Genomic DNA, 15,318 nt, shown 5'->3' on the forward strand with positions numbered 1-15,318 from the left:
AAGCCTTATCATGGCCTATGGGACATTTTTATTGTTTAATTAGCCTCTGAACTGTAATTAGTTCACTACACCCTGAATCATTTGACGGAGTACGGTTTGTAGAATACCACCGTTGTAGTAGTAATCCACATCGACCATGCTGTCGAGACGAGCGATTGCTGGGAATTCAAACTGTGTGCCATCCTCACGGGTAGCGATAACAGTCAGAACTTGACCTGGCTTCACATCGTTGCTGAGACCGACAATATCGAAAGTCTCTGTGCCATCGATGCCAAGGGTTTTCCAACCATGGCCCTCTTGGAATTGGAGCGGAAGAACGCCCATACCAACGAGGTTACTCCGGTGAATACGTTCGAAGCTTTCTGCAATGACGGCTTTTACGCCAAGCAGATAAGTTCCTTTGGCTGCCCAGTCACGGGAACTGCCTGTGCCGTATTCTTTACCAGCGATAACTACTAGGTTCTGTCCATCTTCCTGATATTTCATCGAAGCGTCGTAGATCGACATTAGCGCATCCGTAGGTAAGTATTTCGTGATGCCACCTTCTGTACCTGGAGCGACTTGGTTCCGAATACGAATGTTCGCGAAGGTACCGCGCATCATCACCTCATGGTTACCACGACGTGAGCCATAGGAATTGAAGTCTTTACGAGCAACCCCGTGATCATTCAGATAAGTACCAGCAGGGCTAGTTGGCGTAATGCTACCGGCTGGAGAGATATGGTCAGTGGTTACGGAATCGCTAAGTAGGGCAAGAACGCGTGCTCCGCGAATGTCGGCAATATCTTGTAATCCTTCACCGATTTTCTCGAAGAACGGCGGATTTTGAATGTAGGTAGAGTTCTCATCCCACTCGTACAGTTCACCTTCGGGAACGGGAATGGAATTCCAACGCTCATTTTGAGTGAATACATTCTCATATTTGCTGCGGAACATTTCCGGGCTGAGCGATTGGTTAATAGCTTCTTTAATCTCAGCAGAAGAAGGCCAGATATCCTTCAAATATACCGGCTGTTCATTGTTATCATAGCCGATAGGATCATTTTGCAAATCAATGTTGACTGTACCTGCTAACGCATAAGCAACAACGAGTGGAGGAGAGGCCAAATAGTTGGCTTTCACCTGTGCGTGAACGCGTCCCTCAAAATTCCGGTTACCGGAGAGGACAGCGGCGACAGTAAGATCGTTGTCTGCGATAGCTGCATTAACTTCGTCTGGAAGTGGACCTGAGTTACCGATACAGGTAGCGCAACCGTAGCCAGCCACATGGAAGCCAAGCTCTTCGAGCGGCTTAATGAGTCCTGCTTTGTTCAGGTATTCCGTTACGACAAGGGAACCAGGTGTCAAACTACTCTTCACATAGTCTGGTTTTTTCAGTCCACGTTCTACAGCTTTCTTCGCCAGTAGTCCAGCACCCACCATAACACTAGGGTTAGATGTATTCGTACAACTTGTAATAGCGGCGATGACAACTGCACCCGCACCGAATTCACTCGTATTACCATTCGGGTGTTTCACAGTTACTTTTTGGGCTATTTTCTCATCAGTGAGACCATATCCACCTTTTTCAACTGGTGTGCGGATAATTGAGTTAAAGTTTTCTTTCATTTGAGTAAGTTCAATGCGGTCTTGTGGACGCTTAGGTCCTGCAAGACTTGGTACAACCGAAGCAAGATCTAGTTCGATCAAGTCGGTGAATTGTGGATCTTCTGTATCATTTGTACGGAACATACCTTGTGCACGGTAATAGGCTTCCACGAGAGCAATTTGCTCGTCTGTACGACCTGTGCTACGAAGATAAGCCAGTGTCTCATCATCTACTGGGAAATAACCCATTGTAGCGCCGTATTCTGGTGCCATATTAGCAACCGTAGCACGGTCAGCTAGACCGATATTAGCAAGGCCTGGTCCGTAGAACTCTACGAATTTACCGACAACACCTTTCTTACGTAACATTTCCGTTACGGTAAGAGCAAGGTCAGTTGCTGTTGCGCCCTCAGTAAGACTACCTACCAATTTAAAACCAATGACCTCAGGTGCTACAAAGTACAATGGTTGTCCTAACATACCAGCCTCGGCTTCAATTCCTCCTACACCCCAGCCTACAACGCCCAAACCGTTGATCATCGTTGTGTGAGAATCCGTTCCAACGAGTGAATCAGGGAATACTACAGTTTCTCCGTCTACCGTCTTAGTTGCAGCTACGGATGCTAGATACTCTAGGTTAACTTGGTGAACGATACCTGTAGCCGGAGGTACGGCACGGAAATTATTAAATGCAGTCTGTGCCCAACGAAGAAAACGATAACGCTCTTCATTCCGTTCAAATTCAATATTCATATTATAATCCAATGCTTCCGAAGTACCGAAAGCATCGACCATGACAGAGTGATCGATTACGAGATCAACAGGAACCAAAGGATTAATCTGTTTTGGATCTCCGCCAGCTTTCTTCACGGTATCGCGCATTGCAGCTAAATCTACAACGACCGGAACTCCTGTGAAGTCTTGAAGCACGATTCGAGCGGGGATAAATGGAATCTCTTTGCTATCGTCTTGATCTTGACCTTCACCCCAGCCGGCAATTTGCTTCACATGCTCGTGGGTGATGGCTCTACCATCAAATTGGCGAACAGCAGCTTCAAGCAGTACTTTAATAGAGAAAGGCAATTTAGAAATTTTACCGAGCCCTTGTTCTTCCAGAGCTTGCAGGTCGTAATAGCGGTAGTTTTTCCCGCCTACTTCTAGCGTGCGGCAATTGGAGAAGAAATCTTTGGTTGACATAAACGAACCTCCTTGTTTCACTACGTGAAACACAATTTCAAAAAACTCACTATATTCAGTATACCGTCCTCCTGTCGGTGAGTAAAGAACTTTTTGACTCATAGTAACCTCTAAAATGATCCAATTGTCGCTAATAAATAGGCTTTCAAGACAATTCACTCCCATCCGTTTTCGCAGTGCTAAGGAACATACCGAGCCCTCCGTGCTCATATAATTTGGAAGATAGTAAAGGAGGCGGTCGTTGATGGATGGTTGGAGAAATACACTGTCTATATATGTGAACCAGTACAATCAAGATGAGATCGACTATGGAACTCGGAGCCAAAGTACAGTAGTTACCGATCTAGAATATTTGATGAGTCGTGGTGGACGGAAACATAGGTTGGATCAATGGTACAAAGAGAGAAGAGCCGTACCGTTACGGAATGAGACACGGGCCAAACTCATTCGTGAAATACAAAACCGTGAAGGTGAGATTGAAGTTGAATTACAGTTTTTTCGGACAACATACTACAACAAAGGTGGTGCTAGGCATCAGGAGGAGCGGGTCGAAGAACAACGATTGACGCTGGTGCGAGATGAAGAAGATTGGTTCATAACTCGGATCGAACATCGTGTACCGGAGAGACATGCTTCATTTATATTGCCGCGCTATCAAACTGAGAACGTAGATTCGAAAAATGGCCCAAGTAGTCCCTTTTTAAATAAAGAGCTATTAGGTGGGGTGGCTCGAAGTACAGCATATCGACGGAAAGATGCGGTTCAGTACGCGGATAAATGGTGGAATGATTTCAATCCAGAATTCTCCACATTTGAAGTGGATTGTACCCATTTTATCTCGCAATGCCTCTTTGCAGGCGGTGCCCCAATAAACTATACTGGAAAAAGAGAATCGGGCTGGTGGTACAAGGGATATGTTAACGGTAAAGAAGCTTGGAGCTTCAGTTGGGCCGTTGCCGGTGGGTTAGAACGTCATTTGACACACAGCAGATCTGGGTTGCGGGCAGAAGTGGTGGATCGACCGGAACAGCTTCAGCTAGGAGACGTTATTATTTATGATTGGGATGGAGACGGCGCATACCAGCACAGTACAATCGTCACTGCATTTGACGCAGGAGGAATGCCTCTAGTAAACGCTCATACTACACCAAGTAGACATCGTTACTGGGATTACAAGGATTCTTATGCGTGGACCGAGAACACCGTATACCGTTTTTTCCATATCGCGGACTGGTTCTGACTATTATATAGAAGAGAGATGTTACCCATGGTACAGGACAAATTGAACGTAGGGTTGATTTACGGCGGCAAATCGGGAGAGCATGAAGTGTCACTACAGACGGCTTTTGCGGTTTCCAAAGCGTTTAATTATGATAAATATGAACTCATTCCATTTTACATCACAAAGCGGGGAGAATGGAGAGTAGGGACCAAATTATCCGGGCCATTCGCTGCATTAGAAGAACTAAAGCTAGAAGAGGGCGCTGGTGATACTACGGCTGCTATTCAATCATTATTTGGAAAGCTAGCGTCTGGTAAAGCTGCGATTGATGTAGCTTTTCCGCTGCTGCATGGAACTTATGGAGAAGATGGCACGATTCAAGGATTATTCGAAATGGCAGACTTGCCGTATGTAGGGGCAGGTGTATTATCCTCCGCAGCGGGTATGGACAAAGTTGTCATGAAGAAATTGTTCGCCGACGCAGGACTTGAACAATGTAAGTATTGCTATTTCACCGCTTCAGAATGGAAAAATGGTAGTCATGCTTTGATACAAGACATCGAACAGAAACTAGGGTATCCTTGCTTCGTGAAGCCGGCCAATCTAGGTTCAAGTGTTGGTATCTCCAAAGCAAGAACTAGAGAGGAATTGTTGAACTCGATCGCGCTTGCCTTCCGTTATGATGTAAAAGTTCTAGTCGAAGAATTCGTTGACGCTCGTGAGGTTGAGGTAGGCGTGCTTGGTAACGATGAGCCGCAGGCGTCTGTTCCTGGGGAAATCGTAACTTCTGGGGAATACTATGATTATCAGGCTAAATATCTCGATGGCAAATCACAGATGTTGATTCCGGCACCACTGGATACAGAACTGGCGGATCGTGTACGTGATCTGGCAATCACAGCTTTTAAAGCGGTCGCAGGGAGTGGTTTGTGCCGCGCTGATTTCTTTGTGACCAAGACGGATCAGAAGATTTGGATTAATGAAGTGAACACGATGCCGGGATTCACCCCATTTAGCATGTATCCGCTGCTTTGGCGTGAAACAGGGCTTTCTTACGAAGCTTTGCTTGACCGGCTTATTGGGTTAGCGCTTGAACGTTATGAGTCTCGTCAGAATCTTGATTTCGAGAATGGTGTAAAATAGGTAGTTCTATCCCAAGAGAGAAAGGAAGCGATGATCATGGGCTTTCAGACGGAATTCAACTCGGTATGTAAATTTAAAAACGAGCAAGAACTTTATGAACTACTAGAATATGGACGCGGCAAAATGCTGAAGGATGGACTGCGTGTTTTCCCTACGGGACAAAAAGTAATTGCGTATACTCCAGAAAATAAGGCTGTGGCTATCGTAAAAATAACAGCTAGTGTTGCGGAGATTAATTTTAATGGTAAAGAAGTAACTTCGGTGGAACTACAACTTGTTCGTCAATTGACGGAAGAAGAATCTGCGATGCAGACGGCACTTGCGTATGAGATGTTCTTTGGGGACGTGGACGCTGAGTGATTGTCCGTTTTGGGTATGTCGCGATGTCTACAGTAGTGGGGAATGCTTCACCATCTAAGACGATGACGTTTAAGACGTTCAGTGGACTGGCCGACCGGGAAGCCGGATTGCGCCGACTAGAGACTATATCCACGGAGAATTTACACAATACGCTGCGGCTGCTTAGGCATAGTCTTGCTCATGATATTCAAGTTTATCGTTTCTCGTCCAAATTGGTTCCATTAGCAACTCATTTGTCACTTGTGGATTGGAACCCATTTGAGGCATTACGGGAGCCTTTTGCTAAGGTCGGGGATTTTGTTAAGAAACATGGGATGAGAGTATCCTTTCATCCAGATCATTTCACTGTACTCAGCACCCCGCGCCCGGAGGTTCTGAAGAGTTCAATACGCGATTTAGAACATCATATGGCGATGTTTGCTGCTATGGGCTTGGATGGACGAGCGAAAAACAATATCCATATCGGTGGTGCTTACGGGGACAAGCCCTTAGCAGCAGAGCGGTTTAGGGAAGTTGTGAGGAATCTTCCGGAGAAGATGAAACAACAGCTCACATTTGAGAACGATGACAAAACCTTTAATGCCCCGGAAACGCTTAAGGTATGTGAGGATTTAGGTATTCCGATGGTACTCGATATACATCATCAATGGGTTAACAACGAAGGGGAAGATCCCGGTGATTTGTGGCCGAGGATCTTAAAAACATGGAGCACTCCATATGCACAGGCGGATTCACCCATGAATGATCCTCTACCACCGAAGATTCATGCTTCTAGTCCCAAGAGTGCAAGTGACCCGCGTGGACATGCAGATCATGTTATCGTTGGACCTCTACTGCAGTTTCTTCGACAGATCGCCCCAATGACAGAGCGTGTGGATGTGATGCTGGAAGCGAAGCTGAAAGATGGTGCGTTGTTCGCCTTGATGGGAGATCTGGCCAAATATCAAGGAGATGGCGTGGAGATTGTGGATGAAGCCAGTGTTCGAATTACACCTTAGCACAGCCTTTATCTTGAAAAATAAAGGGAAATACGGTAAGTTGTACAAAATGAAGGTGTTAATTTGAGGAGGTTCATTCATGGGTGATTTATTAGCTGGAAAGAATATTATCGTTATGGGCGTAGCCAATGAGCGCAGCATTGCATGGGCGATTGCACAAAGTTTGGCAGCGCAAGGCGCACGCCTGGCATTTACATATGAGAGTGAACGAGTGGAGAGTCGGGTTCGTAAACTAGCAGAGAATATCCCGAATGCACTCATTCTGCCATGTAATGTAGCGATGGATGAGGAAATCGATAAGCTTGCGGAAACTCTTCGAAGCGAATTCGGTGTGTTGCACGGACTAGTGCATAGCATAGCCTATGCTAAAGTCGATGATTTGGCTGGAGGATTTGTAGAGACGTCCCGGGATGGATTCGCTTTAGCGCATGACATTAGTGTATTCTCACTTGTGGCGGTATCGCAGCGACTTGCTCCACTCATGACCGAAGGCGGCAGTATTGTGACAATGACTTACATGGGCGCTGAACGCGTTATGCGTAACTATAATGTCATGGGTGTAGCCAAAGCAGCGCTTGAAGCCTCGGTTCGTTATCTTGCGAACGATCTTGGACCTAATAACATCCGAGATAATGCGATATCTGCAGGACCGATCCGCACGTTGGCAGCAAAAGGGATCAGCGAATTCAACTCCATTCTGAAGATGGTTGAAGAGAAGGCACCTTTGCGAAAGACAACAGATACGGCAGAAGTAGGCGATACGGCGATGTTCTTAATGAGTCATCTCTCGCGCGGTATTACCGGTGAAGTTATCTTCGTTGACGGTGGATTTAATATTGTAGGTGTATAATAAGCTAAGCATAGAGATGAAGTTCGTTTACATGGGGGAGGAAAGTCCCTGGTTACGGACTTTTTGTTTAGATAAGGTAGGAATAAGGGCGGCCTGTTTATGACTGAACAGGGGGAAAACGACGCAACTTTGCTTGTCATGGGGCGTATAGTTTTAAAAAGGATAATATCTGAGGGAAAAGTATAGTATAGAAGGTGGAGTGAAACCATTGGATTCTAAAACGAAAGTTCCTTATGTGGTAGGCAGTAAAAGTCCAACAGCCGTGGCGATTAATTGTGCGTCAAAGGCGGGAGAGTGGATTAAGAGTAGGCTTGGATTGGTTAAAGAATTAGATACGAAGCTCTCCGCGCAGGATTTGGTCACCGATGTTGACAAGGGAGCCGAACTGATGATTCGTAAGCTTATCCTTACGCATTTTCCAGATCACGATATTCTGGGAGAGGAAGATGTAGCACCAGGAGCTGCGGCTGCGGTGAAGGCATTGTCTGAGGTGAGAGATTCTGAATATTTATGGATTGTAGATCCGATTGACGGGACAACCAATTTCGTTCACGGATTCCCATATTTCTGTGTATCGATCGCGTTGGCATATAAAGGGGAAGTCATAGTTGGAGTAATTTATGACCCGATTCGGGACGAACTATTCGTAGCAGAGAAGGGCAAAGGCGCCTATATTCATGGTAAAAAGTCCGAAGTATCTAACGATGGCAGCCTAAGCGATAGTATCCTTGCGATTGGGTTTAATCCTGACCGGGATTTTGCACTTCCGGTAAATATGAAAGGAATCACGGCGTTGTCAGGGGAAGTTCGTAGCCTTCGCGCAGTTGGTTCCGCGGCTCTACATCTCGCTTATGTAGCGACAGGGCGCGTTAGTGGCTATTATGAAGTAGGACTGAACTCTTGGGATGTAGCGGCAGGTGTACTGCTTGTTACAGAATCAGGAGGCGTCGTAAGTGATACTGCTGGTAATCCGTATCATCTTGGGGTACGTAACTTGGTAGCTACCAATGGTAAAATTCATGCGGAATTGCTGGAAACTCTAAGCGCAGCAGACGCAACGGGATTATAAGTATTTAGGCAAGTGACACATGAAAAGATTAGAACCAGAAGGAGTGGCAGATAAGATGAGCGAAGAGAAAGAACTGGAAAGAGAGCTCAGCGAGATGCTGGCGGATGGGGATAACCGTAGTGTGGAAGAACGCCGGGAGGAAGAGCGGAGGCTCTTATCTCCTAAATATGAGATACGGATCCAGACGCAGTTGGATCCTATTGTAGAAGAAACACTCAAATATCGAAGCATGGCGAAAGAAATAGACGATCGCTATGATAACTATTTAAAGAAAACCAAACATGAGGACAAGGGCTCCGAATAGTCGAGGCCCATAGTCCCACTAGCATGAAGGCGTCCCGAATTTTCGGGGCGTTTTTTATTTTATCGCTACGATCCTTAACCGTTTGTAATCTGCATACCAAGCTCCGTCTCGGAATAACGAGGTTCGGCATGCATGGCTTATTTTATCAAAAATGAACGCTTTCTCCGTTGCATTGAATCCCTGAAAGAACTCATCAGCTGCTAATCCTGAGAGCCAGTGCAAGAGACCATTTTCTCCGTCTTGTAGTAATGTTGGACGATCAAAATGAACCGCGTAGGTTACACGAAATCCTTGTTGTTCTAATAAGCTACTGTACTCACCAATACTTGGGAAATACCACGGATTCAACCCTTCCGCATCGACCCCGTACTCTCCTAGTACCCCATAGATGGACTTAACGATGGTATCACAGTTTCCCTGACCTCCGAATTCAGCTACAAAACGTCCACCAGGCTTTAGTGCATTCCATATAGAAGCTACCACACTCGAGGCATTCTTCACCCAATGTAAGGCAGCATTTGAGAAGACGGAATCCACGGGTTGATCAAGCGTAAACTGTTCAGCGTTGCCAACTCTGAAATCATTCTCAGGATATTTGTTACTCGCCTGTTCAATCATTTGTGCTGAATAATCCATCCCCAGAACATAGGCTCCTGATTGGGCAATTTCATGACTTAGATCCCCCGTTCCACATCCCAAATCGAGAATTTGTTCTCCCTGCTGTGCATTCAGCAGTTCCACTACACCTTTACCGTACTTAGAAACAAACCCCAATTTCTCATCATACAATGTTGGCTTCCAAACATGACTTGATCCCATCTTCCAATCACTCCTTCTACATTTAGATTGAGTCTATTGTGGCATAAGAATATCGATTGTTTAAATATATAGATTGAATAGAGATTATAGGTTATTCCTATCCACACCAGGTCCGTAAATAGAAATTCGTACAAACGCACATAAGGTAATTAGAGTTGGACATTTCAAGGAGGTCATGTTTTGGATAATCTGGATAGGAACAGTTGGAAGCGTGTTATGAGAACCTATTAAATATACATAAGGAGAGGGCGGACCATGGCGAAAATTGCTGACAAATACCTAAAAGTGGATCCATGGAAGATTGTTGAAGAGGGGTTCGATCCAGAACGTAATCGAGTGTCCGAATCTATTTTCTCACTAGGTAATGAATATATGGGAGTCAGAGGATATCCTGAGGAAGGGTATGGTGGGGATACGCTGCTGGGTAGTTATTTCAACGGTTTGTTCGAAGAGAGCAAAGTCAACGCACACTACAAAGGTATTATTAAGTCGCTGCGATTCATGGTGAATGCAGTGGATTGGTTGTATACACGGATTACAGTTGATGGTGAAACGTTAGATATGGCGCAATGCCAATTCAGCGATTATCGAAGAGAACTAGATTTCAAGAGTGGCAGTTACAGCCGAGAATTCATATGGAAATTAAAGAATGGAAAATCGTTAAAGTTATCATTTGAACGGTTCGTTAGTATGGATGTATCTAATCTTGGTTGTCAGCGTATCGTGTTTGAACCACTGAATTTCTCTGGCACAGTTGAGGTACGGACTGGACTGGATTTCTCAGTGATCCATGAAGACCAGGGTCGTTGTTATTGGGAGGTCCTTCAGCAAGGGCAAGAGAATGGGGTGATAGGAATCCTCGGGGAAACTACTCATACGAAGAATCGCCTATTCTCTGGTTTCCAGATTGATGCCCCAAAGGCGTTGGAGACAACGGCCATAGAAGGTGATCGATTCATAGGGTTGGACGTAAGATTACCCTTGGAACAAGGCGTGAAGTCAACTTTCGATAAATTTGTGATTAACTATGCAGAGAAAGATGTGGCAACAGATCAGGATACTCTGTGGAATAAGGGGCTTGAGTTAGCGGCACAACACATTCACCCGAGTGTAAGCTTTGATTCATTAGCTAGAGAGCAAGTTAACTACTGGAGTGGTGTGTGGGCGGACTCTGATATCAAGATTGAAGGGGATCCTGAGAATCAACAGGGAATCCGTTTTTGTATTTTTCAAATGTATCAGACCTATCACGGTGATAATCCTGGGTTTAACATCGGGGCTAAAGGTTTGACTGGTGAAGCCTATCGAGGACTAGCATTCTGGGATACGGAATCGTATTGCTTGCCGTTTTATATTTTTAACAATCCGAAGGCAGCAAAGAGCTTGCTTGAATTCAGATATAAATCACTACCTTACGCGTTACAACGTGCGCGAGAGTTAGATTGTGAAGGAGCGTTCTATCCGATTGCGACCATTGACGGGACGGAGAGTTGTGATCTATGGCAGCACTCTAACTTGCAATTGCATGTGGGTACGGCGGTTGCTTATGGCATTCGCCATTATGTCAATATAACCGGAGACAAATCTTTTCTATATGAAAAAGGTCTGGAGATGCTCATTCAAATTAGTCGTTTCTACGCTACTCGGGGTCAATGGGGGCAGAAGACAGGGCAATTTGGATACTATGGAGTCATGGGTCCGGATGAGTTCCAACTCATGGTTAACAATAATTGCTACATTAATCTCATGGCGAAAAAATTGTTCGAATATACGTTGGATGTAATCGACAATATGCATGAAGCGGAGGGTACGTCGTTCAGTGAGTTGGTTCAGCGCCTCAATCTTACTGAGCAAGAACAGGCTAATTGGAGAAATTGTGCTGAGCATATGCGGATTCCAAAAGATGATGAGACGAGTATTTATGAAGAACATGATGGGTTCTTCGATATGCCGCATCTCGATATTCATTCTATTCCTGTTACAGAATTTCCGCTCTATTCCCATTGGTCTTACGATCGGTTATACCGGTATGACATGATTAAACAACCTGATGTGCTGATGTTCATGTTCTTATATAGCGGGCAATTTTCCGTGGAAGAGAAACGCGCCAACTATGATTACTACGAACCGAGATGTATTCACGAATCTTCACTCTCTCCGTCGATTCACTCGATCATTGCAGCGGAAATCGGCAAACCGGAAGAGGCTTACAAATTTTTTGAATTTGCTACAAGACTGGATCTCGACAACTATAACCGCAATACTCGTGAGGGACTCCATACGACATCTATTTCGGCTGCTTGGATGAATATCGTTTATGGATTCGGCGGGATGCGTTCAGACGGGGATCGACTAGTATTCAGTCCAAGTATTCCTGAACGTTGGGAAGGATACAGCTTCCCTATCACTTTTAAGGGGACGAAATTAGTAGTCGAGGTAAACAAAAGCCGTGCTTTCATTCGGGCATTGTCTGGGGAAGCTGTAGAACTTGTGATATACAATCACACTTATAACGTGGATCATTCCGGCATTGAGATTGCTCTGGAAGAGGTGGGACGATAAGTGAGCTGGATCGTACGAGAGGATGGGTTCCGTAAGGAACGGATAACGACGAATAGCAACAAATTCATGATCGGTAACGGATACATGGGTTATCGAGGAACGATGGAGGAATTTACGAAGTCGGAATTAACGGCAACGACACTGGCTGGTTTGTATGACAAAGTAGGGGATAAGTGGCGTGAGCCGGTAAATGCCCCGAATGGCTTGTTTACGAGGATACAATGTGATGGAAGCGTACTAAGTGTATTAGAGGCCGAGCCGCTGGAGCATGAGCAGGAATTAGATATGCAGCATGGGCTCCATCGTCGTAAGACAACTTTTAGTGCAAAGGGAGATAACCGAGTAACGGTATTATCAGAACGATTCTGTAGTGCAGAACGACTGCATTTGATCGTAAATAGAATCACGATTCATTGTAGTAAGGATTGTGAGTTGCTGATTACTACAGGGATCGATGGGGATGTCTGGGATATTAATGGTCCTCATTTGGAGCGTATGGTTGGTCAAGTGGAAGACAACTGCTTGGTAATGAAAGGCTGGACGCATGAATTGAACCAACCCGTATCAGTAGTAGAAGCAATTGAATGTAATTTTGGTGAGAAGACGATCATTACTGAGGAACAATCCATCTACAGACAAATTGTAGTTCAGTACCGAGCGGGGGAAAAGTATACCTTCACTAAATATGTTTCGGTATACACAGGAATGGATGAAGTAGAGAATATAAGCTTAGCAGCTGTGCAATCTAGCTTGGAAGCTTTAAGAGTCGGATATGCCCAACTTTTTTTAGAGCAAGCTGTGATTTGGAATCGTAAATGGGAAATGTCGGATGTCACCATTGAAGGTGACAAGGAAGCACAACATGCACTGCGTTACAGTATGTATCAATTGCATATTATCGCTCCAGAACAGTCGGAGAAGGTATCGATCCCTGCTAGGGGATTATCGGGACAGGTTTACAAGGGTGCGGTATTCTGGGATACCGAAATGTTCATGCTTCCTTTCTTTCTGTATACTCAGCCTGAAGTAGCTCGTAACCTGATGATGTATAGGGTTCATACGCTAGACGGAGCTCGTAGAAAGGCTGCTGAATATGGTTTTGAGGGTGCATTTTATGCATGGGAGAGCCAAGAGACAGGAGATGATGCCTGTACGCTATTTAACGTCAATGATGTGTTTACAGGTCGTCCGATGCGTACCTATTTCCGTGACAAGCAAGTTCATATTAGCGCGGATGTAGTACACGGAATTTGGCAGTACTATACCTTCACAGGTGATGAGAGCATCTTGTTAGACGGAGGTGCAGAAGTAATCTGGGAATGTGCAAAGTTCTTCTATTCTTATGCATACTACAACTCGCGTAAAGAACGATATGAGGTACTAGATGTGACTGGGCCCGATGAGTATCACGAACGGGTGAACAACAATGCATTCACAAATATGCTAGTGAAACAGACGCTATTTGTTACGATAGAAGTGATGAAGTATTTACAGAATAAAAATCCTGAACGTTATGAAATCATACTAAGCAAGGAACAGGATGGAATAACCTTAGAACAAATCTCCCATATGTACGACCATCTATACGTGCCGCAACCAGATCAAGATAATAAACTGATTTCACAATTTGACGGATATTTTAAATTGGAGGACGTCTCGTTAACCGAGTTGAAATCAAGAATAATGAACAAGAATGAATATCTTGGCGGGGGAAATGGTCTCGCAACGACTACCCAAATATTGAAGCAAGCCGATGTCATCCTCATGCTGCATCTATTCAAAGATCGTTTTGATCAAGAGACGAAGCAGGCCAATTGGAAATTTTACGAGCCACGTACAGAACATGGATCCAGTTTGAGCTCATGTATTTATGCATTGGTGGCTTCAGATATTGGATCACCGGATTGGGCTTATCCATACTTCATGCGTACGGCGACGATTGACCTGACGGGTGAATCCAAGCAGTACGTCGGAGATTTGTATATCGGTGGAACACATCCAGCAGCAAATGGCGGGGCATGGATGGCTGCAGTGCTTGGCTTCGCGGGTCTACGTTATCAAGGAGATGATGTTATCATCTCACCAGCACTACCAGAGAAATGGACAGCGATTGAGTTCCCGCTGTGCGTCCGAGGTCAGAGTTATAAAGTATGTGTAAGTAAGGAAGAAGTCCACATTACATCGCATATAAATAACACAAATACGATGCTGTTCACAATCTGTGGACAATCAATCACCGTCCCAGGCGGACAAGAAATTACCGCCCCTTACAATTGTATAATTCAAACCTAGGTAAACAAAGCGACATAGCGGAGAGAGCGAAATGATTCTGAAGAAGGAGAGAAGACATGCTAAGTGGAATGAAAGGTGCGATATTTGATTTAGATGGAGTAATCGTTGATACAGCGAAATATCATTACTTAGCCTGGAGGTCATTGGCTGAAAGACTTGGTTTCGAATTTACAGAAGCACATAATGAACGTTTAAAAGGAGTTAGCCGGGTTGAATCACTACGGATTCTGCTAGAGGTTGGCGGGGTAGAAGCTACGGAAGAAGAGCGTCTGGAAATGGCAGATACCAAGAATAAGGAATATATAAACTATATATCACAGTTAGACCCCTCAGAGATTCTTCCCGGAGCTAAAGAGTACTTAGAACTACTTAGAAGCCAGGGAGTAAAGATCGCCTTGGGATCCGCAAGTAAAAATGCAGAATTTATTCTGTCGAGATTGAGCATTACCGATTTATTCGATGCCGTAATTGACGGCACTAAAGTATCTAAGGCTAAGCCAGATCCAGAAGTGTTCCTTGCTGCGAGTGCGGCATTGCAGTTAAATCCTTTAGATTGCGTTGTGTTTGAAGATGCGGAAGCAGGTGTTCAGGCAGGTAAAGCGGCGGGTTCCAAAGTCGTCGGGATTGGCAGTCCTGATATCTTGAAAGAAGCGGATATTGTTATCGCAGGTTTATATGAACTGTTAGCACAATAGAAATTGAAGATGGGTCTCGATCCTGGCTAATTTGCAGGATTGAGGCCTTTTTTTAGTTTCTGTACTGGTATCTACATCTCCCTATATAATGACGATAAAGTAATAGTTGTCTTACGGTAGGGGCAGTATGCGCAGAGTAGCAATTGTAGAAATGCTCATGATGTTAGTAGAAATGCACATACTGATAGTTTTTTTTTACTGATATATTTAAAGTGCCGGG

The 15,318-nt window shown here is 44.8% G+C and carries 12 protein-coding genes; 10 read left to right on the plus strand and 2 right to left on the minus strand.

From position 1 onward, the window contains the following. Positions 1 to 57: 57 nt before the first annotated feature. On the minus strand, positions 58 to 2,784 hold the full coding sequence (gene acnA / locus EJP82_RS20630) for an aconitate hydratase AcnA (protein ID WP_127193956.1): 2,727 nt from the start codon (positions 2,782 to 2,784) through the stop codon (positions 58 to 60). Positions 2,785 to 3,028: 244 nt separating this feature from the next. On the opposite strand from acnA, the gene EJP82_RS20635 reads away from it, so the two are divergent. The 7 genes from EJP82_RS20635 (at position 3,029) to EJP82_RS20665 (ending at position 8,730) form a co-directional block, all read left to right on the plus strand. Then, positions 3,029 to 4,024, plus strand: coding sequence for an amidase domain-containing protein (locus EJP82_RS20635; protein WP_127193957.1), 996 nt, complete (start codon positions 3,029 to 3,031; stop codon positions 4,022 to 4,024). 27 nt (positions 4,025 to 4,051) lie between these two features. Continuing rightward, entirely contained in the window at positions 4,052 to 5,149 is a 1,098-nt protein-coding gene (locus tag EJP82_RS20640; RefSeq protein ID WP_127193958.1) for a D-alanine--D-alanine ligase, read from the plus strand. Between the two features lie 36 nt (positions 5,150 to 5,185). Continuing rightward, positions 5,186 to 5,509 carry a hypothetical protein gene (locus tag EJP82_RS20645; protein ID WP_127193959.1) on the plus strand — a complete coding sequence of 108 codons (324 nt, stop codon included), beginning with the start codon at positions 5,186 to 5,188 and terminating at the stop codon, positions 5,507 to 5,509. Next, positions 5,506 to 6,507 (plus strand): UV DNA damage repair endonuclease UvsE, encoded by a 1,002-nt coding sequence (gene uvsE / locus EJP82_RS20650; protein ID WP_127193960.1) that lies wholly within the window; start codon positions 5,506 to 5,508, stop codon positions 6,505 to 6,507. The genes EJP82_RS20645 and uvsE overlap by 4 nt, the downstream gene beginning before the upstream one ends. Before the next feature lie 79 nt (positions 6,508 to 6,586). Continuing rightward, on the plus strand, positions 6,587 to 7,357 hold the full coding sequence (gene fabI / locus EJP82_RS20655) for an enoyl-ACP reductase FabI (RefSeq protein ID WP_127193961.1): 771 nt from the start codon (positions 6,587 to 6,589) through the stop codon (positions 7,355 to 7,357). 208 nt (positions 7,358 to 7,565) lie between these two features. Continuing rightward, on the plus strand, positions 7,566 to 8,426 hold the full coding sequence (locus tag EJP82_RS20660; RefSeq protein WP_425464359.1) for an inositol monophosphatase family protein: 861 nt from the start codon (positions 7,566 to 7,568) through the stop codon (positions 8,424 to 8,426). 55 nt (positions 8,427 to 8,481) lie between these two features. Beyond that, positions 8,482 to 8,730: a hypothetical protein gene (locus tag EJP82_RS20665; RefSeq protein ID WP_127193963.1), complete on the plus strand. Its 249-nt coding sequence runs from the start codon at positions 8,482 to 8,484 to the stop codon at positions 8,728 to 8,730. A 54-nt stretch (positions 8,731 to 8,784) separates the two neighbouring features. On the opposite strand, the gene EJP82_RS20670 is transcribed toward EJP82_RS20665, so the two are convergent. Further along, the gene (locus EJP82_RS20670; RefSeq protein WP_127193964.1) at positions 8,785 to 9,549 is read right to left on the minus strand and encodes a class I SAM-dependent methyltransferase; all 765 of its coding nucleotides are present in this window, start codon (positions 9,547 to 9,549) and stop codon (positions 8,785 to 8,787) included. Positions 9,550 to 9,804: 255 nt separating this feature from the next. Between EJP82_RS20670 and EJP82_RS20675 the strand changes: the two genes are divergently transcribed. Genes EJP82_RS20675 through pgmB form a run of 3 tightly spaced genes read left to right on the plus strand, consistent with a single transcriptional unit; the run spans position 9,805 to position 15,098 of the window. Next, positions 9,805 to 12,111, plus strand: coding sequence for a glycoside hydrolase family 65 protein (locus tag EJP82_RS20675; RefSeq protein ID WP_127193965.1), 2,307 nt, complete (start codon positions 9,805 to 9,807; stop codon positions 12,109 to 12,111). After that, positions 12,112 to 14,403, plus strand: coding sequence for a glycoside hydrolase family 65 protein (locus EJP82_RS20680; RefSeq protein ID WP_127193966.1), 2,292 nt, complete (start codon positions 12,112 to 12,114; stop codon positions 14,401 to 14,403). A gap of 56 nt (positions 14,404 to 14,459) precedes the next feature. Continuing rightward, positions 14,460 to 15,098 (plus strand): beta-phosphoglucomutase, encoded by a 639-nt coding sequence (gene pgmB, locus EJP82_RS20685; protein WP_127193967.1) that lies wholly within the window; start codon positions 14,460 to 14,462, stop codon positions 15,096 to 15,098. Positions 15,099 to 15,318: the final 220 nt, after the last annotated feature.

It is taken from the genome of Paenibacillus anaericanus (assembly GCF_003994475.1).
Taxonomy (GTDB): domain Bacteria; phylum Bacillota; class Bacilli; order Paenibacillales; family Paenibacillaceae; genus Fontibacillus; species Fontibacillus anaericanus.